General features: G+C 65.1%; 22 protein-coding genes and 1 tRNA gene. 16 read left to right on the top strand and 7 right to left on the bottom strand.

The annotated features are described in order from the left end of the window. Positions 1 to 8: 8 nt before the first annotated feature. Positions 9 to 212 (top strand): hypothetical protein, encoded by a 204-nt coding sequence (locus QX128_RS04020; RefSeq protein WP_315802654.1) that lies wholly within the window; start codon positions 9 to 11, stop codon positions 210 to 212. Positions 213 to 237: 25 nt separating this feature from the next. Further along, positions 238 to 1,074, top strand: coding sequence for a PhzF family phenazine biosynthesis protein (locus tag QX128_RS04015; protein ID WP_316236742.1), 837 nt, complete (start codon positions 238 to 240; stop codon positions 1,072 to 1,074). Positions 1,075 to 1,139: 65 nt separating this feature from the next. On the opposite strand, the gene QX128_RS04010 is transcribed toward QX128_RS04015, so the two are convergent. After that, positions 1,140 to 1,760 carry a LysE family translocator gene (locus QX128_RS04010; RefSeq protein ID WP_316236741.1) on the bottom strand — a complete coding sequence of 207 codons (621 nt, stop codon included), beginning with the start codon at positions 1,758 to 1,760 and terminating at the stop codon, positions 1,140 to 1,142. A 142-nt stretch (positions 1,761 to 1,902) separates the two neighbouring features. Here QX128_RS04010 and QX128_RS04005 point away from each other — a divergent pair, with 142 nt between their 5' ends. Together QX128_RS04005 and QX128_RS04000 are read left to right on the top strand one after the other, a co-directional pair. Then, complete coding sequence (locus QX128_RS04005; RefSeq protein WP_316236971.1) at positions 1,903 to 2,217, top strand: metalloregulator ArsR/SmtB family transcription factor; 315 nt, start codon at positions 1,903 to 1,905, stop codon at positions 2,215 to 2,217. Beyond that, a complete protein-coding gene (locus tag QX128_RS04000) occupies positions 2,210 to 2,749 on the top strand; it encodes an SRPBCC family protein (protein ID WP_316236740.1) in 540 nt (179 codons plus the stop codon). Before QX128_RS04005 ends, QX128_RS04000 begins: the two co-directional genes overlap by 8 nt. A gap of 13 nt (positions 2,750 to 2,762) precedes the next feature. Here the strand turns inward: QX128_RS04000 and QX128_RS03995 are convergent, their stop codons facing one another. The 4 genes from QX128_RS03995 to QX128_RS03980 all read right to left on the bottom strand — a co-directional run bounded on the left by QX128_RS03995 (position 2,763) and on the right by QX128_RS03980 (position 6,807). Next, on the bottom strand, positions 2,763 to 3,185 hold the full coding sequence (locus QX128_RS03995; RefSeq protein WP_315802649.1) for a hypothetical protein: 423 nt from the start codon (positions 3,183 to 3,185) through the stop codon (positions 2,763 to 2,765). Positions 3,186 to 3,297: 112 nt separating this feature from the next. Then, complete coding sequence (locus tag QX128_RS03990) at positions 3,298 to 4,074, bottom strand: DUF2189 domain-containing protein (protein WP_316179733.1); 777 nt, start codon at positions 4,072 to 4,074, stop codon at positions 3,298 to 3,300. Positions 4,075 to 4,429: 355 nt separating this feature from the next. Further along, the gene (locus QX128_RS03985; RefSeq protein WP_316236739.1) at positions 4,430 to 6,037 is read right to left on the bottom strand and encodes an acyl-CoA synthetase; all 1,608 of its coding nucleotides are present in this window, start codon (positions 6,035 to 6,037) and stop codon (positions 4,430 to 4,432) included. Positions 6,038 to 6,351: 314 nt separating this feature from the next. Then, positions 6,352 to 6,807, bottom strand: coding sequence for a GatB/YqeY domain-containing protein (locus tag QX128_RS03980; RefSeq protein WP_315717508.1), 456 nt, complete (start codon positions 6,805 to 6,807; stop codon positions 6,352 to 6,354). A gap of 191 nt (positions 6,808 to 6,998) precedes the next feature. Between QX128_RS03980 and carA the strand changes: the two genes are divergently transcribed. The 3 genes from carA to QX128_RS03965 all read left to right on the top strand — a co-directional run bounded on the left by carA (position 6,999) and on the right by QX128_RS03965 (position 9,434). Continuing rightward, positions 6,999 to 8,195, top strand: a complete 1,197-nt coding sequence (gene carA / locus QX128_RS03975) for a glutamine-hydrolyzing carbamoyl-phosphate synthase small subunit (protein WP_316236738.1) — start codon at positions 6,999 to 7,001, stop codon at positions 8,193 to 8,195. Between the two features lie 147 nt (positions 8,196 to 8,342). Further along, positions 8,343 to 8,828 carry a PaaI family thioesterase gene (locus tag QX128_RS03970; protein ID WP_316236737.1) on the top strand — a complete coding sequence of 162 codons (486 nt, stop codon included), beginning with the start codon at positions 8,343 to 8,345 and terminating at the stop codon, positions 8,826 to 8,828. 63 nt (positions 8,829 to 8,891) lie between these two features. Beyond that, positions 8,892 to 9,434 (top strand): cupin domain-containing protein, encoded by a 543-nt coding sequence (locus QX128_RS03965; protein ID WP_316236736.1) that lies wholly within the window; start codon positions 8,892 to 8,894, stop codon positions 9,432 to 9,434. On the opposite strand, the gene QX128_RS03960 is transcribed toward QX128_RS03965, so the two are convergent. Next, a complete protein-coding gene (locus QX128_RS03960; RefSeq protein WP_315802866.1) occupies positions 9,435 to 9,761 on the bottom strand; it encodes a metalloregulator ArsR/SmtB family transcription factor in 327 nt (108 codons plus the stop codon). Between QX128_RS03960 and QX128_RS03955 the strand changes: the two genes are divergently transcribed. From QX128_RS03955 to QX128_RS03940, 4 genes are all read left to right on the top strand, one after another. Then, positions 9,649 to 10,275, top strand: coding sequence for a YeeE/YedE family protein (locus tag QX128_RS03955; RefSeq protein ID WP_316236735.1), 627 nt, complete (start codon positions 9,649 to 9,651; stop codon positions 10,273 to 10,275). The genes QX128_RS03960 and QX128_RS03955 overlap by 113 nt on opposite strands. Positions 10,276 to 10,281: 6 nt before the next feature. Then, positions 10,282 to 10,734, top strand: coding sequence for a DUF6691 family protein (locus tag QX128_RS03950; protein ID WP_316236734.1), 453 nt, complete (start codon positions 10,282 to 10,284; stop codon positions 10,732 to 10,734). An 11-nt stretch (positions 10,735 to 10,745) separates the two neighbouring features. Beyond that, positions 10,746 to 11,639 carry an MBL fold metallo-hydrolase gene (locus QX128_RS03945; protein WP_316236733.1) on the top strand — a complete coding sequence of 298 codons (894 nt, stop codon included), beginning with the start codon at positions 10,746 to 10,748 and terminating at the stop codon, positions 11,637 to 11,639. Positions 11,640 to 11,743: 104 nt separating this feature from the next. Then, the gene (locus tag QX128_RS03940) at positions 11,744 to 12,538 is read left to right on the top strand and encodes a sulfite exporter TauE/SafE family protein (RefSeq protein ID WP_316236732.1); all 795 of its coding nucleotides are present in this window, start codon (positions 11,744 to 11,746) and stop codon (positions 12,536 to 12,538) included. 72 nt (positions 12,539 to 12,610) lie between these two features. Here QX128_RS03940 and QX128_RS03935 read toward each other — a convergent pair whose 3' ends face one another. Further along, the gene (locus QX128_RS03935; protein ID WP_315802641.1) at positions 12,611 to 13,138 is read right to left on the bottom strand and encodes a DNA starvation/stationary phase protection protein; all 528 of its coding nucleotides are present in this window, start codon (positions 13,136 to 13,138) and stop codon (positions 12,611 to 12,613) included. A 108-nt stretch (positions 13,139 to 13,246) separates the two neighbouring features. Here QX128_RS03935 and QX128_RS03930 point away from each other — a divergent pair, with 108 nt between their 5' ends. The 5 genes from QX128_RS03930 to QX128_RS03910 all read left to right on the top strand — a co-directional run bounded on the left by QX128_RS03930 (position 13,247) and on the right by QX128_RS03910 (position 19,173). Continuing rightward, positions 13,247 to 13,951: a class I SAM-dependent methyltransferase gene (locus QX128_RS03930; protein ID WP_315802640.1), complete on the top strand. Its 705-nt coding sequence runs from the start codon at positions 13,247 to 13,249 to the stop codon at positions 13,949 to 13,951. A 107-nt stretch (positions 13,952 to 14,058) separates the two neighbouring features. Beyond that, positions 14,059 to 14,135, top strand: a tRNA-OTHER gene (locus tag QX128_RS03925). A 234-nt stretch (positions 14,136 to 14,369) separates the two neighbouring features. Then, a complete protein-coding gene (carB, locus tag QX128_RS03920; RefSeq protein ID WP_316236731.1) occupies positions 14,370 to 17,834 on the top strand; it encodes a carbamoyl-phosphate synthase large subunit in 3,465 nt (1,154 codons plus the stop codon). Positions 17,835 to 18,044: 210 nt separating this feature from the next. Then, positions 18,045 to 18,521 carry a transcription elongation factor GreA gene (gene greA / locus QX128_RS03915; protein WP_315717519.1) on the top strand — a complete coding sequence of 159 codons (477 nt, stop codon included), beginning with the start codon at positions 18,045 to 18,047 and terminating at the stop codon, positions 18,519 to 18,521. 247 nt (positions 18,522 to 18,768) lie between these two features. After that, the gene (locus QX128_RS03910; RefSeq protein ID WP_315802638.1) at positions 18,769 to 19,173 is read left to right on the top strand and encodes a DoxX family protein; all 405 of its coding nucleotides are present in this window, start codon (positions 18,769 to 18,771) and stop codon (positions 19,171 to 19,173) included. Positions 19,174 to 19,277 lie beyond the last annotated feature (104 nt).

Raw genomic sequence — 19,277 nt, 5'->3', positions numbered from 1 at the left:
GGTGACTCATGGCATATTCCCTGGCGCAGCGTTGGGCAACTCCGCAAGTTGCCCACGGAAAGAGCAATTTGCTCGGGGTGCCGCAACTCTGGCTGCAGCGCCTGTTCTGGCGGTCCGAACTGGCAATGCTGGATCGCGACCAGATGCGCGACTGCGGCCTTGATCCGGCGATCGTCCAGGAAGAGGCCAACAAGCCGTTCTGGCGCGACTGACAACGACGTCGAGGAGGACACCGAAATGCCGACGCTTCCGTTCCATCAAGTCGACGTGTTCTCCAAGGTGGCCTTCAAGGGCAACCCGCTTGCCGTGATCGCCGAGGCCGACGGCCTCGACGATGCGGCGATGCGGGCGATCGCCAACTGGACCAACCTGTCCGAGACCACCTTCCTGTCGCGTGCCCAGGATCCGGGCGCTGATTATCGCGTGCGCATCTTCACCCCGCAGCGCGAGCTGCCTTTTGCAGGCCATCCGACGCTCGGCTCGTGCCACGTATGGCTCGCGCTCGGCGGCCGGCCGAAGGGCGAACACGTGGTGCAGGAATGCGGCGCGGGCCTCGTGCGCATCAGGCGCGACGGAGAGCGGCTCGCCTTCGCAGCCCCGCCGCTCAGGCGCTCCGGCCAAGTCGATGCCGAACTGACCAGCAGGATCGCAGCAGCGCTCGGCATCCAATCGAGCGCGATGCGCGCCGTGCAGTGGGTCGACAACGGCCCGGGCTGGATCGGCGTGCTCCTCGACTCGCGCCGCGCGCTGCTCGACATCCGCTTCAATCCGGCGGCGCTGCCGCAACAGCCGATCGGCGTGGTCGCACCATGGGATCGAGCGCAGGATGGCACGGATGCCGACTACGAGGTCCGCGGCTTCATGTGGGGCGGCGGCGAGGACCCGGTGACGGGCAGCCTCAATGCAAGCCTGGCGCAATGGCTGATCGGAGCCGGAATTGCTCCGAAGCAATATGTTGCGTCCCAGGGCACCGTGCTCGGCCGCGCCGGCCGCGTCCATGTCGCGCAGAACGGCGACACGATCTGGATCGGCGGCGACGTCGCGCCGGTGGTGAAGGGGACGATCAGCCTGTAACGCCGGCGGCCCCTCCTCCCCCAGGGCTCTCCGGGGTGAGAGCAGGCGCTAAACTCAATGCGGGCTCACCGCGCCCGCGTCAGCGCCAGCCAGACCCCGCCCCCGATCATGAAGCCGCCGGAGATGCGCGACACCAGCCGGGTCCGCCTGGCCGAGAACAGTTTTCGCGCACGGCCTGCGAGCAGCGCATAGATCGCGTCGGTGAGACCCGCGATCACCATGAAGGTGACGCCGAGCAATCCGACCTGCGGCACGTGATCCCGGCCCATGTCCATGAACTGCGGCAGGAACGCCCCGAAGAACACCATCACCTTCGGGTTCGACAGCAGCACCAGCAAGCCCTGCAGGAAGAAGCCGCCGCGCGGCGGCGGAGGCGGCTCCTCGCCCGCCGAGATCCCCTCGATCGGCGAGCGGATGAGCTGAATGCCGAGCCACACCAGATAGGCCGCGCCGATCAGCCGCACCCATTCGAACCAATAGCCCATGGTCGCCATCAGCGACGTCAGGCCGACAGCGACGATGCCGATCGCGATCGCAAGCCCGGTCTGCACGCCGGCGATATTGATCAACGCGGCACGGGTTCCGTGACGCAGACCGTTGGCGATCAGCAGCGTCACGACGGGACCGGGCAGCAGCGCAAGCCCGATGCAGGCGGCAACGAAGGCGAGATAGACTTGCAGGGACATGAGGCGCCTCGATGTGGATGAGATGCCACTAATGCACGGCATGTCGGCAGAGGGAAGCTGCAACATCTCGACGTATTCCAAGTCGAACAACTTGCAGCGCTCCGCTTGACACGCAACCTTTTGGTTGCCTATTCTTCATCATATGGACGACGTCTTCAAGGCGCTGGCGGATGCGTCGCGGCGGGCGCTGCTCGACAGGCTTCATGCGCGGAACGGCCAGGCCTTGACCGAGCTCTGCGACGGCCTCGCCATGACGCGGCAGGCGGTGACCAAGCACCTGGCGATTCTGGAAGCGGCCAATCTGGTCACGACGCTCCGGCACGGCCGCGAGAAGCTGCACTTCCTCAATCCGGTGCCGATCCACCAGATCGGCGACCGCTGGATCAGGAAGTTCGAGCGCGCCAAGCTCGTCGCGCTCGGTGAGTTGAAGAAGCGATTGGAGGAACGGGATGACTGACCCAAAGGAGACCCACGCCGTCGATCTTGCGCACTTCAAGCCGGAGACGGTGTACACGATCTACATCGCGGCGACGCCGGAGAAGGTGTGGCAGGCGCTGACCTCGGCCGAGTTCAGCCGGCAATATTTCTTCGGCTTCGCGATTGAAGCCGAGCTGAAGGCGGGCGGCGCCTTCATCGTGCGCGCGCCCGACGGCTCCGAGCACATCAGCGGCCAGGTGATCGTCTGCGAGCCGCCGTACCGGCTGACGGTCACGTGGGATGTCAACTGGCCGGGCCTCGTCGACGCACTGGGCCGCACGCTCGTGACCTACGAGATCGAACCGGCTGGCGACGCCGTCCGTCTCACGATGACCGAAGCGCATGAGCGGCCGCTCTCCGACGACATCCTGTCCGGCGGGCGCCAGGGCTGGCCGGCCATCCTGTCGAGCCTCAAGAGCGTGCTCGAGACCGGCAAGCCGCTCGCGGTGAAGATGACGCCGCCGACGCGCATGCTGGCGGCCCTGAAGGCGATGGGGATTGCAGTGCCTTGAACGACAAGGCCTGCTACGATACCGCAGCGATCTGTGGGATGCTGGCGAGAACAACGCCGACCTGGACCGCATTGCTCAGCATGCCACCCCAATGTAACCGGCGCAGCCGACGCACGGCCGTCGCATCGCCGGAATCCCTGTCGCGGATGCGCGCGTCCATCTGCCGCAGAAACCAGCGGCGCGAGAGCAGCGCGAACGCCGCGATCAGGCCAATGCCCAGCCCCAGAACGGGGCGACCGTCGGCCAGAACGACCAGCGCGCCGATGCCACCAGCGATCGAAAGCGCCACGAAGTAGGAGTCGAACATGCCGCGCAGGAGCCGGGTGACCGGCACGATGTCGAGCCGCACCAGCAGAAAGGCCGGCGCGGCCAGCAGCAGATAGAACATTGGCAGCAACAAGACGATCGTGGCAAACAACGCGATGTTGTCCGGCATCATTCTCCTCCGATATTGGCGCCGGAAGGACCACCGGCGAGCCGCGTTTCGAAACGAGCCCGTTCGAGGGCGTCAATGCTCCATCGAACCTTCGTCGCGGCTCGCCCTTGCCTTACGCCGGAGCTACGATCCGGCGGTACAGATGCCAGGTCGCATGGCCCAGCACCGGCACGGTGACCAGCAGTCCCAGGAAGTACGGCAATGCCGAGATGATCAGCAGCACGGTGATGACGGCGGCCCAGCCGATCATCGGGCCGGGACTGGTCACGACCGCGCGCACGCTGGTGATCATCGCCGTCACGAAATCGACGTCGCGCTCCAGCAGCAGCGGAAACGACACGACCGTGAGCGAGAACAGCACCAGCGACAGGGCGGCGCCGTCGAGATTGCCGATCGCGAGGAAGAGCAGACCTTCGTTGGTCGTCAGCACCACGGTCATGAACTCCCTGATGCTGGAGAAAGAAGCATTGAGCCCGAGCAGCAGCGCGATCAGGAGGCGCACCTGGTACATCCAGATGATGAAGAAGAATAGCGTCACGAACGCCATCCAGCCGATCTCGCCGCGCGAAGTGATCGTGCGCCAGATCCCGCCATAGGACATCGGCTGGCCGAGTTCGCGGCGGCGGCTGACCTCATAGAGACCGATCGCGACGAACGGGCCAATCAGCGCAAACCCCGCGGCCAGCGGATAGGCCAAGTAGACCATGCCGAAGGCGGTGACGCACAGCACGATGCTGATGCCGCCGAGCACGTAGATCAGCCCGAAAGCAAGGCCGAACATGGGCTGAGCCTGAAAATCGCGGAGGCCTTGCGTCAAGGCCTCGGCAATATCGGCCGTGGTGATGCGGCGCACCACGGGATCGGATCGTCCCGAGACGGATGCGGTCATCGGCGTACCCTCCAGACTGTTGTTCTTTGCACCGATGCTAACAGCGGGAGGGCGGGGATTTCAATTTCAACTTGTAGGCAGAGGATAAGGGCGTGACCTTCACATCTCGTCCGACGATGAGGCTCTCACAGCACGGACGGTATGCTCCCTCTCCCGTTCTTACGGGGTGAGGGTTGGGGTAAGGGGCAAACGCACGGGAAGTGTCCGTGGCGAGACCTGTCCCCCCTCACCCGGATTGCATCTGACGATGCAATCCGACCTTCCCCGCAAGCGGGGCGAGGTGCACCGAGCGTGCCGCGCCACCTTGCTTTACATCTCAGCGACTACCGACGAAAAGGCGGTCGGACCGCCGCCCCTACCCCCGCGCCCTCAACTCCCGCCGCAGCACCTTGCCGGTCGCCGTCATCGGCAGGGTGTCGGTGAATTCAACGTGGCGGGGGTATTCATGCGCGGCGAGCTTCACCTTGACGAAGTCCTGGATCTCTCGCGATAGCGTGTCATTTGCAACGAAGCCGGGCCGCAGCACGATCCACGCCTTGATGGCCTCGGTGCGCACCGGGTCGGGAATGCCCACGACGGCCGCCAGCGCGACCGCCGGATGCTTGAGCAGCGTGTCCTCGATTTCCGCCGGGCCGATGCGATACCCGGCCGACGTGATGACGTCGTCCTCGCGGCTCGCATACCAGAAATAGCCGTCGTCATCCTGGGTGCCGAGATCGCCGGTCAGCAGCACGTCGCCCGCGAACTTCTTCCGCGTCGCCTCCGGATTGCGCCAATATTCGATCATGGTGCACGGGTTGGGCTGGCGCACGCCGATGATGCCCCTCTCGCCGCGCGGCAGCTCCTCGCCCTTGTCGTTGACGATCAGAACCTGGAAGCCGGGCGTCGCCTTGCCCATCGAGCCCGGCCGGATCGGAAACAGCTTTGCATTGTTGCCGACCACGAGATTGCACTCGGTCTGGCCGTAGATCTCGTGCGCATCGATGCCGAAAGTGGCGCGCACCCAGTCGAGCAGCTCGGCGCCGAGCGACTCGCCGCCGGTGAGGATGCTGCGCAGCCGGACCCCCTCGTGCTTGACGTTGGCCTGGCGCATCAGCTTCAGCGCCGTCGGCGGCAGGAACACGTTGCGGACGGCGTAGTCCGCCATCAGTTGCATTGCGGCCTGCGGCTCGAATTTCTTGGCGCGATAACCGATCACCGGCACCGCGTGATACCAGGCCGGAAACAGCGCGTCGAACAGGCCGCCGATCCAGGCCCAATCCGCCGGCGTCCACATGACGTCGCCGGGCTTCGGCAGGAAGCCGTGCACCATCTCGACATTGGGCAGATGTCCGAGCAGCACGCGATGGGCGTGCAGCGCGCCCTTGGGATTGCCGGTCGTTCCCGAGGTGTAGATGATGATGGCAGGGTCGTCGCTTGACGTGGCGACGGTCGGGAATTGATCCGAGGCGCGCTCCAGCGCCGGCCAGAATGGCCGGGCGCCGGGGCCGTCGCCGTCAGTGACATAGATCGTCTTGAGCTCCGGCAGATGGCCGCGAATGCGCGCAAGCTTCGCAAGGCCCGTGGTGTCGGTGACGACGACCTTGGCGCCGGAGTTCTGCAGCCGGAATTGCAGCGCGTCCTCGCCGAACAGCGTGAACAGCGGCACCGAGACGAGACCGGCGCGAAACGCCGCCAAATGGACGATCGGCAGCTCCAGCGACTGCGACAGGAACACCGCGACGCGGTCCCCCTGCGCGAGACCATCGGCCTTCAATACGTTGGCGAAGCGGCAGGAGTCATCGCGCAGCTCATCGAACGACACGCGCCGTGCGGCGCCGTCCTCCTCGACGACGATCAGCGCCAGTCGCCTGGAGCCGTCGGCGTGGCGATCGCAGGTCGCGACCGCGATGTTGAACTGCGCCGGAATGTCCCAGCGGAAGTCGCGCGTGAGCTGTTCGTAGTCGGACGTTTCCTTGAGCATGGAGGAGGCGTTTCCCTCTCGGTTGTTAGTTCAAGCGCTTCGCCCATGAGCTGGCGATTGCATGGGCGCTTGCACGGTCTCCTTACGTCACCCCGCTCTTGTCCGCCGTAGCTCGAAGAGCGAAGGCGGATGCGGGGGAGAGGTCGGATTGCATCGAAGATGCAATCCGGGTGAGGGGGTACAGGGGGGGTACAGGTCTCACCACCAGCACTTCCCGTGCGTCTGCCCCTCACCCCAACCCTCTCCCCGTGAAGAACGGGGAGAGGGAGCGCACTGCCCGTGCGGCTCGCGCCGTGCGCAAAAATAGGCGGTGGCTAGCCCGACAGCGCCGCCTTCACCAGCGCGCTCGCCTTGGCGAAATCCATCTGGCCGGTATACTTCGCCTTCAGCACGGCGATCACCTTGCCCATGTCCTTCATGCCGGCGGCGCCAGTCTCGGCGACCGCAGCGGAGATGGCGGTCTTCACCTCGTCGTCGCTCATCTGCTTCGGCAGATAGGCCGAGATGACCGCGATTTCCTCGCGCTCGCCGGCGGCGAGCTCGGCGCGGCCGCCCTTCTCATACAGCTCGACCGATTCCTGACGCTGCTTGATCATCTTCTGCAGCACCGCGAGCACGTCGGCGTCGGTCAAGGGCGGCTTGCCTTCGCCGCGCGCGGCGATGTCGGCGTTCTTCAAGGTCGAGTTGACCATGCGCAGGGTGGACAGCTTGCGCTCGTCCTTGGCCTTCATCGCCTCCTTGACCGCATTGTTGATGTCGTCGCGCAGCATGATCTTGCCCTCTCGAATTCCGTTGCGGCTGGTCTAGGCGGTTCGTCCCGGCGAGACAACTCGGTTCCGCATACGTTCCGGCCGTTCACTCGTAAACCAGGCCATTCTCCGTGCAAATTGACCGAAATCGCGTGTGAATCGCTCGCTTCCCGCTTTGACGCCGCTCGCCAGGGGCACTATGTAGAGGCCTCATGACACACATCGAAACTGACGCCGCCTGGCCGGACCATAAACCGACCGCGCTCCTCGTGCTCGCCGATGGAACGGTGCTGGAAGGCTACGGCCTCGGCGCCGAGGGCCACGCGGTGGGCGAGGTCTGCTTCAACACCGCAATGACCGGCTACGAGGAGATCCTGACCGATCCGTCCTATGCCGGCCAGCTCATCACCTTCACCTTCCCGCATATCGGCAATGTCGGCACCAACGACGAGGATATCGAGACGGTGAACATGGCGGCGACGCCGGGCGCGCGCGGGGTGATCCTGCGCACGGCGATCACCGACCCATCGAACTACCGCGCCACGCGCCATCTCGACCAGTGGCTGCGCGCGCGCGGGATCATCGGGCTGTCCGGCATCGACACAAGGGCGCTGACCGCGCTGATCCGCTCCAAGGGCATGCCGAACGCCGTGATCGCGCATGCCAGGGACGGCCATTTCGACCTCGACGCCCTGAAGAAGGAAGCGCGGGAGTGGCCGGGCCTGGAGGGCATGGACCTCGTGCCGATGGTGACTTCCGCCCAGCGCTTCACCTGGGACGAGACCCCCTGGGTGTGGAACGAGGGCTTCGGCCAGCAGACCAAGCCGGAGTTCAACGTCGTCGCGATCGACTACGGCATCAAGCGCAACATCCTGCGCCTGCTCGCCGGCGTCGGCTGCAAGGTGACGGTGGTGCCGGCGACGACGCCGGCCGAGGACATCCTGGCGATGAAGCCGGACGGCGTGTTCCTGTCGAACGGACCGGGCGATCCCGCGGCGACCGGCAAATATGCCGTGCCGGTCATTCAGCAGGTGATTTCGTCGGGCACGCCAACCTTCGGCATCTGCCTCGGCCATCAAATGCTCGGACTTGCGGTCGGCGCCAAGACCAAGAAGATGCATCAGGGCCATCACGGCGCCAATCATCCGGTCAAGGACGAGACCACCGGCAAGGTCGAGATCACCTCGATGAACCATGGCTTCGCTGTCGACCAGGATACGCTGCCATCGGGCGCGACGCAGACCCACATCTCGCTGTTCGACGGCTCGAATTGCGGCATCCAGCTCGAGGGCAAGCCGGTGTTCTCGGTGCAGTATCACCCGGAAGCTTCGCCCGGCCCGCGCGACTCGCACTATCTGTTTCAACGCTTTGCCGAGCTGATGCGCGAGAAGAAGCGCAGCGCAGCCTGAGGCCGGTGACTCCAGACAATTCGAAATGCCCGGGCTGGTCCCGGGCATTTTTCTGTCCGCAATCATGTGATCGCCTGCGTCGGTATTGCCCTCGATCTTTTCGCACAGCATTTATATGATAGATGTCATACCTTGGAGGTCGACAACATGAGCGAGACGGATTTGCGCGGTGACTTCGGCGTGGTGCCGCTGGCGGTGCTGGCGTCGATGCCCGGGCTCGATTTCGTGCGCGGCATCTTTGCCGGGACTTTGCCGCAGCCGCCGATCATGCAGACCGTCGCGCCGTTTGACGCCGAGCCCGGCCAGGTCGTCATGCACAGCGTTCCGGCCTTGCGGCACTACAATCCGATCGGCTCGGTGCACGGCGGCTACGCCGCGATCCTGCTGGATTCCGCGATGGGGCTCGCCGTCCACACGATGTGCCCGCAGGGCAGCGGTTACACCACGCTTGAATTCAAGGTCTCTTTCATCAAGGCCATGACCGAGGCCACCGGCATCGTGAGAACGGAGGGCAGGACGCTGTCGTTCGGACGCCGCGCCGCGACGGCCGAGGCACGCATCGCCGATTCGCAAGGGCGCCTGCTGGCGCACGCCACTACGACTTGCCTGGTGTTCGAACTGCCCAAGGCGTGAACTGGAACGGCGGCCACGCAGGCCGGTTGATGGGGGTGAGGTTCATCTTTTTCCGAGGTCGCCATGCCTGCCGCCCCCTCGCCACGCGTCAAGACAAGCGAACCGCTCGGCATCGTATTCACGGACGACGGCCTCGTGCCCAACAATCCGCTGCCGTTCCTGGTCTACGAGGCCGTCATCGATCTGGATAGCACCGATCCGGCGGCCGACATCGAGCGCATGTTCGCCGCCAATGGCTGGGGCGACATGTGGCGCAACGGAGTCTACGACTATCTGCACTATCATGCGACCGTGCATGAGGCGCTGGGCGTCGCCAGCGGAACGGCGCGGGTCCGCTTCGGCGGCGACCGCGGTCGGGAACTGGAGCTTCGGCCAGGCGACGTCGCCATTCTGCCGGCGGGCACCGGACATCAATGCATCTCCGCCAGCAGCGATTTCTGCATCGTCGGCGCCTATCCGCCCGGACCAAAGATGCAGATCACGCGGCCGACGCCGGAGAACCACGCGCGCGCCCTGAAGACGATCCCGGCGGTACCGCTGCCCGCGACCGATCCCGTCCTCGGTGCGGATGGCCCACTCACGCGCCTGTGGCACCAGGCGCGCTGATCAGGCGCAATACAGCCGATACAGTGTCTGCAGGATCTCGCGGACCTCGCGGCTCGCCAGCCGATAGTAGATCGTCTGGCCATCGCGCCGGGTGGCGACGAGATCCAGCGCGCGCATCTTGGCGAGATGCTGCGACAGCGCCGCCTGTCGCAACCCGACCTGCTCGGCGAGATCGCCGACCGCGCGCTCGCCGTCGATGAGGTTGCAGAGCACCATGAGGCGCTTCGAATTCGCCATGGCAGCGAGCAGGCCCGCCGCCTCCTCCGCCTTGACGTCGAGCGCCGCCACCATGGCCTCACGGGTTTTGCGCCTGGCCTGTGTTGTCATCATTGTTACTTCTTCATTTTCGTATATATGCAATAATGCACATGATAGCCGATTGCAACATGCCCCCCCTGACGAGGGAATCAAGGACGATATGATCACGGAGTATACAGCGGTCACGGCGCTCGCAGGCGGCGCCCTCATCGGCGCTGCAGCCGTCATGCTGATGGGCCTGACCGGCCGCATCGCCGGCGTCAGCGGCATTGCCGCGCGGCTGTTGCCGCCCTGGGACAGCGCCCTCGCTGGCCGGCTCGCCTTCATAGGCGGCCTGGTCGCGGCCGCCCTTGCGGTCCGCATCGTCAGCGGGAGCCTGCCGCCGCTGAAGCTGGAGGTCGGTCCGATCGATATGGTTGCAGCCGGGCTGCTGGTCGGCTTCGGGGCGGTCTGGGGCAACGGCTGCACCTCGGGTCATGGCGTCTGCGGCATCGCCAGCCTGTCGCCTCGCTCGATCGTCGCCACGCTGGTGTTCATGGCCACCGCGGTCGCGACCACCTTCCTCGTTCGCCACGTGCTGTGAGGCGCCATGATCATCTTCATCCAGTTCATCGTCGGCCTCGTCTTCGGCCTCGGGCTGCTGCTCTCGGGCATGTCCAATCCGGAGAAGGTGCTCGACTTCCTCGATTTCGCCGCGATCCGCTCCGGCGGCTGGGATCCGAGCCTGATCCTGGTGATGGCTGGAGCAGTGGGCGTCGCCTTCATCGGCTTCCGATTGGTTTTCCGGCGCCGGCGTCCCGTCCTCGGTGACCAATTTCACCTGCCATCCTCGCAGATGCTGGATTGGCGGATCGCAACCGGCCCTGCGATCTTCGGCATCGGCTGGGGCCTCGCCGGCATCTGCCCGGGCCCGGCCTTCGTGGCGCTCGGCTACGGCTCGCCTGCCGTCGTCCTGTTCGTCACGGCCATGATGATCGGAATGGCCGCAGCCCGCATGCTCTCGCGCCGCCGGCCCTCGCTCGCCGCGGTCACTTCAGAATGAGGAAGGATTGAATGCCCGGCATGCCACATCCGGTCGACCTGTCGGTGAAACCCGAGGTCACACCGTTCTTCGACCCCGCCACCAACACCGTCAGCTACGTGGTCAAGGACCCAGGCTCGCGGGCCTGCGCCGTGATCGATTCAGTCATGGACATCGACTATGCCTCGGGGCGCATCGCGCCGCAGTCGGCCGACAAGATCATCCGCCTGATCGAGGATCGCGGCTGGCAACTGGACTGGCTGATCGAGACCCATGTCCATGCCGACCATCTGTCGGCTGCGCCCTACATCCAGTCCCGGCTGGGCGGCAGGATCGGCATCGGCGCCAACATCAGGATGGTGCAGGAGACCTTCGGCAAGATCTTCAACGAAGGCACCGAGTTTCAGCGCGACGGCAGCCAGTTCGACCGCCTGTTCCATGATGGAGACAGCTACCGGATCGGCGCAATGACCGCCTTCGCCATGCATACGCCGGGTCACACGCCGGCCTGCATGACCCATGTGATCGGAGACGCCGCCTTCGTCGGCGACACGCTGTTCATGCCGGATGGCGGCTCGGCACGGGCCGACTTTCCTGGCGGCGATGCGCGCACGCTGTATCGCTCGATCCGCCGCGTGCTGGACCTGCCTGACGCGACGCGGCTGTTCATGTGCCACGACTACGGTCCAAACGGCCGCGACATCCGCTGGGAAACGACGGTGGCCGAGCAGCGCGCGAACAACATCCACGTCCGCGACGGCATCACCGAGGATCAGTTCGTTGCCGCCCGCGAGGCGCGCGACCGCACCTTGGACATGCCCAGACTGATCATCCCCTCCCTGCAGGTGAACATGAAGGCGGGACGGCTGCCGACGCCCGATCAGGACGGCCGGCGCTTCCTGAAAGTGCCGCTCAACGCACTCTAAGACACCCCTCGCCCCACCGAGCACGCGGCAGACGTCGCGGCTCGGCTTTCCCATTTGGCAGCGGCCGGGCACCGGCGCGGCACGCCACTCTGGAGCATCGCAGGATGACCTTGTCCGCTGCCGAGCTTGCGCTCGGCTCGCTGTCCGGCTCTTTCGTCGGATTCACGCTCGGCCTGATCGGCGGGGGCGGATCGGTGCTGGCCGTGCCGCTCATGGTGTATCTGGTAGGCGTCGGCAATCCCCACGTCGCGATCGGCACGAGCGCGGTCGCCGTGGCGATCAACGCGGCGGCCAATCTCGCCAATCATGCCCGCTCCGGCAACGTCAAATGGCCTTGTGCGCTGGTGTTCGCGGCAACGGGCGTGGTCGGCGCCTTCGCCGGCTCGACGCTCGGCAAGATGGTCGACGGTCAGAAGCTGCTGCTGCTGTTCGCCCTCGTCATGATCGTGATCGGACTCTTGATGCTGCGCAAGCGTGGCACGAACAGCCAGCTGGACGTCAAGCTTTCGCGCGACAATCTGTTGGCGCTAGTGGCATTCGGCTTCGGCACCGGAACGCTGTCCGGCTTCTTCGGCATCGGCGGCGGCTTCCTGATCGTTCCGGCTCTGATGTTTGCAACGGGCATGCCGATCCTTTACGCGATCGGCTCCTCGCTCGTGTCCGTCACGGCGTTCGGACTGACGACCGCGGCTAACTACGCGCTGTCGGGACTGGTCGACTGGACGCTGGCGGCGACCTTTCTTGTCGCCGGCATCGCCGGTGGCCTGGTCGGTGCGAAGCTGGCGGCTCGACTGTCAGGCACGCGCGGCACCCTGAACAAGGTGTTTGCCACTGTGGTGTTCGTGGTGGCGGCTTACATGATCTATCGGAGCTGGTCGGCACTCGGCCACTCCGCATAGCCCGGCATAGAGACTGGACGGGCGCACCGCGTGCTCGCAGCGCGCCCGGGCCTCAACTCGACGCGGGCCCGCTTACGCCGCGTTGCTGCCTTCCTGGCGGCTGGCTTCGAACAAGAACCAGGTGCGGCGCTCTGTCTCGTCGATGAAGGTCTCCAGCAATCCCGCGGTGGCCGGATCGTCATTGTCGTCGCACAGCTCGTGCGCCTTCCGCATCGCGGCCGCCATGTGCTTGTTGTCCTCCATCAACTCCCGCAACATCTCGCGCGGCGGCACATACTCCTCGTTGTTGTCCTTGATGGTCTGCAGCTTGCTGATCTGGCCGATCGACTTGACCGTGGTACCGCCGAGCTTGCGAACTCGCTCGGCGAGCTGGTCCGTCGTGGCGAAGATCGCGTCCGACTGCTCGTCGAGCATCAGGTGATAGTCATGGAAGTGCCGGCCGCTGACGTGCCAGTGGAAATTCTTGGTCTTAAGGTAAAGCGCGAACGCATCGGCCAGCAGCGTGTTCAGCGCCGTCGAAATCTTGTTCACGGCGTCCGGCGACAGATCGGTCGGGGTATCGAGCTCGGGGGCGGTCTTGTCGGTCTTTGCTTTACTCACGGGTCAGCCTTCCTGTTAGAAGCAGCGATGGACACGGGTGATCGGACCCGTTAACGCTCGCTGACCCCTCAAGTTCCCATCAAGGAACTGTGTTTGCCGGAACCCGCCATGGACGACTGGATCGACTATTACGATTCCACGCACACGATCTATGCGAGCAAGCTGCATCGCGACCTGCACTTCCAGGCGATTGCGCGCGACATCGTCGGCTATATCCCCTCGCCCGACGCGGTCGTTCTCGACTATTCCTGCGGAGAGGCCTTATCGGCCGCCAAGGTCGCCGACGCCTGCATGACGCTGATCCTGGCCGAGCCGGCGCCGGGCGTGCGCGGCCGGCTGATCGCGCGTTTCGCCCCCAACACCAAGATCCGCGTGCGCTCGCTGGACGAGCTGCGCAACATGCAGGAAGGCTCGATCGACCTCGTCGTCATGAACTCCGTGGCACAGTACATGAGCGAGGCGGAATTCGACGCAGCCCTGGCCGTGATCAGGCGGCTGCTGAAGCCGTCCGGAAAGTTCGTCCTCGGCGACGTCCTGCGCCCGGACGTTGGCATGGGCCGCGACGTGCTCGCGCTGCTGATGTTCGCCGCACGGGACGGCTTCCTCAAGGATGCCATGGTCGGGCTGGTCGCCACTGCCCTGTCCGATTACCGGCAGCTGCGGACGAAGGTCGGCCTGCAGCGCTACAGCGAGGCCGAGATCCTGGCGCGGCTGAAGAAGGCCGGCCTCAGCGCTGTCCGAGCGCCGAAGAATATCGGCCACAATCCCTGGCGCATGACCTTCGTGGCGCAGCCGGTGACGGGAACCGCGTGACCGGCCGAGCCGACCAGCCCGCGCGCTGGCCCAACATCGAGCAACCGGATTAGGGTTAACTGAAACACGGGCTGGCTCACGCGGCCGTGAGAGGTAAGATCATTCCCGGCCCGGTGGCGGAAGCTACGACGCGAAGAGCGGTGCAACGCTCTTGAACCTGGTTCAAGTCCAGGCCGGGCCTCCAGCCTTCGCCGCTGCGCGGCTTCGGCTCTGCGAGCCATCCGCCGCCCTTCCGCCAGCTCCGGCCAATTTGACCGTTGATTTCGGGCCAAAACCCTTTTCGCTCAGAGGAAACTGGTCTAAAGACCGCTCGCGCGCGAGCACTGGTCGCGCCTTGGCCCTTGGCCTTCGGGGACGCGCAGCACGCGCGCCCTTTTTTTGTGCCCAATTCTCTGCCGTTTCTTGCCCGTGAGCTTGAATGCCGAAACGAACCGACATCTCGACCATCCTGATCATTGGCGCCGGTCCGATCGTGATCGGCCAGGCCTGCGAATTCGACTATTCCGGTACGCAGGCGGTGAAGGCGCTGAAGGAGGAGGGCTATCGCGTCGTCCTCGTCAATTCCAATCCGGCCACGATCATGACCGATCCGGAATTGGCCGATGCGACCTATATCGAGCCGATCACGCCGGAGATCGTCGCCAAGATCATCGAGAAGGAACGCCACATCATCCCCGGCGGTTTCGCGCTGCTGCCGACCATGGGCGGGCAGACCGCGCTGAACTGCGCGCTGTCGCTGCGCCGACAGGGGACGCTGGAGAAGTTCGACGTCGAGATGATCGGCGCCACGGCTGACGCGATCGACAAGGCCGAGGACCGCCAGCTCTTCCGCAACGCGATGGAGAAGATCGGGCTGCAGACGCCGAAGTCGCGGCTCGCCAATGCGTCGGCGCTGAAGAAACAATATCGCGACAAATATCTGGCCGAGCGCGAGACGCTGTCGGGCGCCGCGCGCGACGAGCTCGACCGGCAATGGACGCTCGGCGAGAACGAGCGCCGCAAGCGCTATCAGGAGCATGCGCTGGGACAGGCGCTGATGGCGCTGTCCGAGATCGGCCTGCCCGCGATCATCCGTCCGTCCTTCACCATGGGCGGCACCGGTGGCGGCATCGCCTACAACAAGGAAGAGTATCTCGACATCATCGAGCGTGGTCTCGATGCCTCCCCCACCAACGAAGTGCTGATCGAGGAATCGGTGCTCGGGTGGAAGGAGTACGAGATGGAGGTCGTCCGCGACAAGAAGGACAACTGCATCATCGTCTGCTCGATCGAGAACCTCGATCCGATGGGCGTGCACACCGGCGACTCCATCACGGTCGCGCCGGCGCTGACCTTGACCGACAAGGAATATCAGATCATGCGCGACGCCTCGCTGGCGGTGCTGCGCGAGATCGGCGTCGAGACCGGCGGCTCCAATGTGCAGTTCGGCGTCAACCCGGCCGACGGCCGCATGGTCGTGATCGAGATGAACCCGCGCGTGTCGCGCTCCTCGGCCTTGGCCTCGAAGGCCACCGGCTTCCCGATCGCCAAGGTCGCGGCCAAGCTCGCGGTCGGCTACACGCTGGACGAGATCGCCAACGACATCACCGGCGGCGCGACCCCGGCGTCGTTCGAGCCGACCATCGACTACGTCGTCACCAAGATTCCGCGGTTCGCCTTCGAGAAATTCCCGGGCGCGTCGACCACGCTGACCACCTCGATGAAATCGGTCGGCGAAGTCATGGCGATCGGCCGCACCTTCCAGGAGAGCCTGCAGAAGGCGCTGCGCGGTCTCGAGACCGGTCTCACCGGCCTCGACGAGATCGACATCGAGGGGCTCGGCCGCGGCGACGACAAGAATGCGATCCGCGCCGCCCTGGGCACGCCGACCCCGAACCGCCTGCTCCAGGTCGCCCAGGCGATGCGCCTCGGCTGGTCGGACGAGGACATCTTCAACTCCTGCAAGATCGATCCCTGGTTCCTGGCGCAGATGCGTGGAATCGTCGAGATGGAGGACAAGGTCCGCCGCCACGGCCTGCCGCCGAACGCGAGCGGCATGCGCACGCTGAAGGCGATGGGCTTCTCCGACGCGCGGCTCGCGGTGCTCGCCAACACCACCGAAGCCGAGGTCGCCGCCAAGCGGCAGGCGCTCGGCGTCCGTCCAGCGTTCAAGCGAATCGACACTTGCGCGGCGGAGTTCGCTTCGCCGACCGCCTACATGTATTCGAGCTATGAGACGCCGTTTGCAGGCCGACTCGGCGACGAGAGCGCGCCGTCGGACAAGAAGAAGGTCATCATTCTCGGCGGCGGCCCGAACCGGATCGGCCAGGGCATCGAGTTCGACTATTGCTGCTGCCATGCCTGTTTCGCGCTGGCCGATGCCGGCTACGAGACCATCATGGTCAACTGCAATCCGGAGACGGTCTCGACCGACTACGACACCGCCGACCGGCTGTATTTCGAGCCGCTGACGGCCGAGGACGTGCTCGAGATCATCGCCACCGAGCGCAAGAACGGCACCGTGCATGGCGTCATCGTGCAGTTCGGCGGCCAGACGCCGCTGAAGCTCGCGCGCGCGCTCGAAGCCGCCGAGGTACCGATCCTCGGCACCTCGCCTGAGGCCATCGACCTGGCCGAGGACCGCGACCGCTTCAAGCGCATCCTCGACAAGCTGCATCTGAAGCAGCCGAAGAACGGCATCGCCTACTCGGTCGAGCAGGCGCGCCTGGTGGCGGCCGATCTCGGCCTGCCGCTGGTGGTGCGTCCGTCCTATGTGCTCGGCGGCCGCGCGATGCAGATCATCCGCGAGGACAACCAGCTCAGCGACTACCTGCTCGGCACCCTGCCGGAGCTGGTGCCGGCCGACGTCAAGGCGCGCTATCCCAACGACAAGACCGGCCAGATCAACACGGTGCTGGGCAAGAACCCGCTGCTGTTCGACCGCTACCTGTCCGACGCCACCGAGATCGATGTGGACTGCCTGTCCGACGGCAAGGACACCTTCATCGTCGGCATCATGGAGCACATCGAGGAGGCCGGTATCCATTCCGGCGACTCCGCCTGCTCGCTGCCGCCGCATTCGCTCGACGAGGCGACCATCGCCGAGCTGGAACGGCAGACCCGCGAGCTGGCGCTCGGGCTCGACGTCGTCGGCCTGATGAACGTGCAATATGCGATCAAGGACGGCACGATCTACGTGCTCGAGGTCAACCCGCGCGCCTCGCGCACGGTGCCCTTCGTCGCCAAGGTGGTTGGCACGCCGGTCGCCAAGATCGCGGCCCGGATCATGGCGGGCGAGAAGCTCGCCGATTTCGGGCTGAAGAAGCGCGCGCTCAAGCATGTCGGGGTCAAGGAATCGGTCTTCCCGTTCGCCCGCTTCCCCGGCGTCGACACCGTGCTCGGCCCGGAGATGCGCTCCACCGGCGAGGTGATGGGCATCGACCGCTCGTTCGCCGTGGCGTTCGCCAAGAGCCAGCTTGGGGGCGGCACACGCGTGCCGCGCAAAGGCACGGTGTTCGTGTCGGTGCGTGAAAGCGACAAGGCGCGCATCACGGAGGTGGTGCGGATGCTGCACGAACTCGGCTTCAAGGTGGTGGCGACGTCCGGCACCCAGCGTTTCCTGACCGACCAGGGCGTGCCGACCGAGAAGATCAACAAGGTGCTGGAGGGACGGCCGCACATCGTGGACGCCATCACCAATGGCGACATCCAGCTGGTCTTCAACACCACCGAAGGCCCGCAAGCGCTGGCTGACAGCCGCTCGCTGCGGCGCGCTGCCCTCTTGCATAAAGTGCCGTATTACACCACTCTTTCGGGTGCCGTGGCGGCCGCGCAAGGCATCCGTGCCTATCTCGGGGGAGACCTTGAGGTCCGCACCCTGCAGAGTTACTTTTCCGAAAACTAATCGCAGCGCGCGGGCGAACGCCTGCTAAGCGGTTGGCAACAATCGGCAATAGAAGCTTTCAGCAGGAACTCGCCGCCCCGTTCGATGTTGTACCGGCCTTTGACGGGACGGTCTTGCCGGGCCTTCAGGCTTTGCTTTGAGCCGCAAAGGCCTATTCTGAAGATGCTGATCGTGCGCGCCCCCGCCCGCACGACTGAAGGACGAGAAGAGATGGTGGAAAAGGTTCCCATGACTTCGATGGGCTACGCCGCGTTGGAGAACGAGCTCAAGCAGCGCCAATCGGTGGACCGTCCGCGCATCATCGAACATATCGCGGAAGCGCGTTCGCATGGCGACCTGTCCGAGAACGCGGAATATCACGCCGCAAAGGAAGAGCAGTCTCACAACGAGGGCCGCATCGCCGAGCTCGAGGACAAGCTCGCGCGCGCCGACATCATCGATGTGACCAAGCTCTCCGGCGACACGATCAAGTTCGGCGCGACGGTGACCCTGATCGACGAGGACACTGAGAAGAAGACGGTCTGGCAGATCGTCGGCGAGGTCGAGGCGGACGCCAAGAAAGGCAAGATCTCCATCACCTCGCCGCTGGCGCGCGCACTGATCGGCAAGAAGATGGGCACCACCGTCGAGGTCATGGCGCCCGGCGGCGCCAAGTCCTACGAGATCGCCAAGGTCGAGTGGCGCTGAGACAGGGCAACGTCCCGGCTGAACGAATCGAAGGGCTGCGCTGAGGCGCGGCCCTTCATCGTTTCCGGCGGTTGCACGGCGGCAAGGGCCGCCACTTCGGCAGTACACGCCCAATTCATCGCCTGTCACGACGCATGCCGGTGACGCAGTTGCGGTAATCAGCTAAATCTGCGGCCGACGAGCCGGGGCGGCAACGACCGAACCGGCCATCGTCGCATCATGGTTTTCTGTTGGGGGACGATCACACATGGAGCAGATGCTCTCGAAATGGCAACCGGCTGCACTCAGCCTGTTTCGCTTCATCACCGGCCTGCTGTTGTTTCAATACGGCGTGGCCAAGATCTTCAAGTTTCCTGTCATCCCGTACTTCGCCAACATTCCGCCGCTGATCTACACGGCCGGCATGATCGAGCTGGTACTCGGCGCGTTGCTGATGGTCGGTCTGCTCACGCGGCCCGTCGCATTCATCCTGGCTGGCGAGATGGCCTTCGCCTACTTCATGGGCCACATGTTCAAGACAGGTGAGCCGGTATGGCTGCCGCTCCTGAACAACGGCACCGCGGCGATCGCGTTCTGCTTCTCCTGCCTGTATCTGGCGACGGCCGGCGGCGGCCCGATCAGCCTGGACGCGCTGCTGCGGAAGAAGAGCTGATCACTCGCTCCACTGTCATTCCGGGGCGATGCGACAGCATCGAACCCGAAATCCAGAGCTTATCGACGCCATCTCGAGATTCCGGGTTCAGCCCCTGCGGGGCC

The organism is Bradyrhizobium sp. SZCCHNR1015, assembly GCF_032489875.1.
Lineage (GTDB): Bacteria > Pseudomonadota > Alphaproteobacteria > Rhizobiales > Xanthobacteraceae > Bradyrhizobium.
This window is presented reverse-complemented; position numbering and strand designations above follow the sequence as displayed.

Excerpts from the sequence above, each read along its gene's own strand:
- QX128_RS04020 (WP_315802654.1), top strand. The coding sequence starts at position 9 with ATGGCATATTCCCTGGCGCAGCGTTGGGCAACTCCGCAAGTTGCCCAC.
- QX128_RS04015 (WP_316236742.1), top strand. The coding sequence starts at position 238 with ATGCCGACGCTTCCGTTCCATCAAGTCGACGTGTTCTCCAAGGTGGCC.
- QX128_RS04010 (WP_316236741.1), bottom strand. The coding sequence starts at position 1,760 with ATGTCCCTGCAAGTCTATCTCGCCTTCGTTGCCGCCTGCATCGGGCTT.
- QX128_RS04005 (WP_316236971.1), top strand. The coding sequence starts at position 1,903 with ATGGACGACGTCTTCAAGGCGCTGGCGGATGCGTCGCGGCGGGCGCTG.
- QX128_RS04000 (WP_316236740.1), top strand. The coding sequence starts at position 2,210 with ATGACTGACCCAAAGGAGACCCACGCCGTCGATCTTGCGCACTTCAAG.
- QX128_RS03995 (WP_315802649.1), bottom strand. The coding sequence starts at position 3,185 with ATGCCGGACAACATCGCGTTGTTTGCCACGATCGTCTTGTTGCTGCCA.
- QX128_RS03990 (WP_316179733.1), bottom strand. The coding sequence starts at position 4,074 with ATGACCGCATCCGTCTCGGGACGATCCGATCCCGTGGTGCGCCGCATC.
- QX128_RS03985 (WP_316236739.1), bottom strand. The coding sequence starts at position 6,037 with ATGCTCAAGGAAACGTCCGACTACGAACAGCTCACGCGCGACTTCCGC.
- QX128_RS03980 (WP_315717508.1), bottom strand. The coding sequence starts at position 6,807 with ATGCTGCGCGACGACATCAACAATGCGGTCAAGGAGGCGATGAAGGCC.
- carA (WP_316236738.1), top strand. The coding sequence starts at position 6,999 with ATGACACACATCGAAACTGACGCCGCCTGGCCGGACCATAAACCGACC.
- QX128_RS03970 (WP_316236737.1), top strand. The coding sequence starts at position 8,343 with ATGAGCGAGACGGATTTGCGCGGTGACTTCGGCGTGGTGCCGCTGGCG.
- QX128_RS03965 (WP_316236736.1), top strand. The coding sequence starts at position 8,892 with ATGCCTGCCGCCCCCTCGCCACGCGTCAAGACAAGCGAACCGCTCGGC.
- QX128_RS03955 (WP_316236735.1), top strand. The coding sequence starts at position 9,649 with ATGAGGCGCTTCGAATTCGCCATGGCAGCGAGCAGGCCCGCCGCCTCC.
- QX128_RS03960 (WP_315802866.1), bottom strand. The coding sequence starts at position 9,761 with ATGACAACACAGGCCAGGCGCAAAACCCGTGAGGCCATGGTGGCGGCG.
- QX128_RS03950 (WP_316236734.1), top strand. The coding sequence starts at position 10,282 with ATGATCATCTTCATCCAGTTCATCGTCGGCCTCGTCTTCGGCCTCGGG.
- QX128_RS03945 (WP_316236733.1), top strand. The coding sequence starts at position 10,746 with ATGCCCGGCATGCCACATCCGGTCGACCTGTCGGTGAAACCCGAGGTC.
- QX128_RS03940 (WP_316236732.1), top strand. The coding sequence starts at position 11,744 with ATGACCTTGTCCGCTGCCGAGCTTGCGCTCGGCTCGCTGTCCGGCTCT.
- QX128_RS03930 (WP_315802640.1), top strand. The coding sequence starts at position 13,247 with ATGGACGACTGGATCGACTATTACGATTCCACGCACACGATCTATGCG.
- carB (WP_316236731.1), top strand. The coding sequence starts at position 14,370 with ATGCCGAAACGAACCGACATCTCGACCATCCTGATCATTGGCGCCGGT.
- greA (WP_315717519.1), top strand. The coding sequence starts at position 18,045 with ATGGTGGAAAAGGTTCCCATGACTTCGATGGGCTACGCCGCGTTGGAG.
- QX128_RS03910 (WP_315802638.1), top strand. The coding sequence starts at position 18,769 with ATGGAGCAGATGCTCTCGAAATGGCAACCGGCTGCACTCAGCCTGTTT.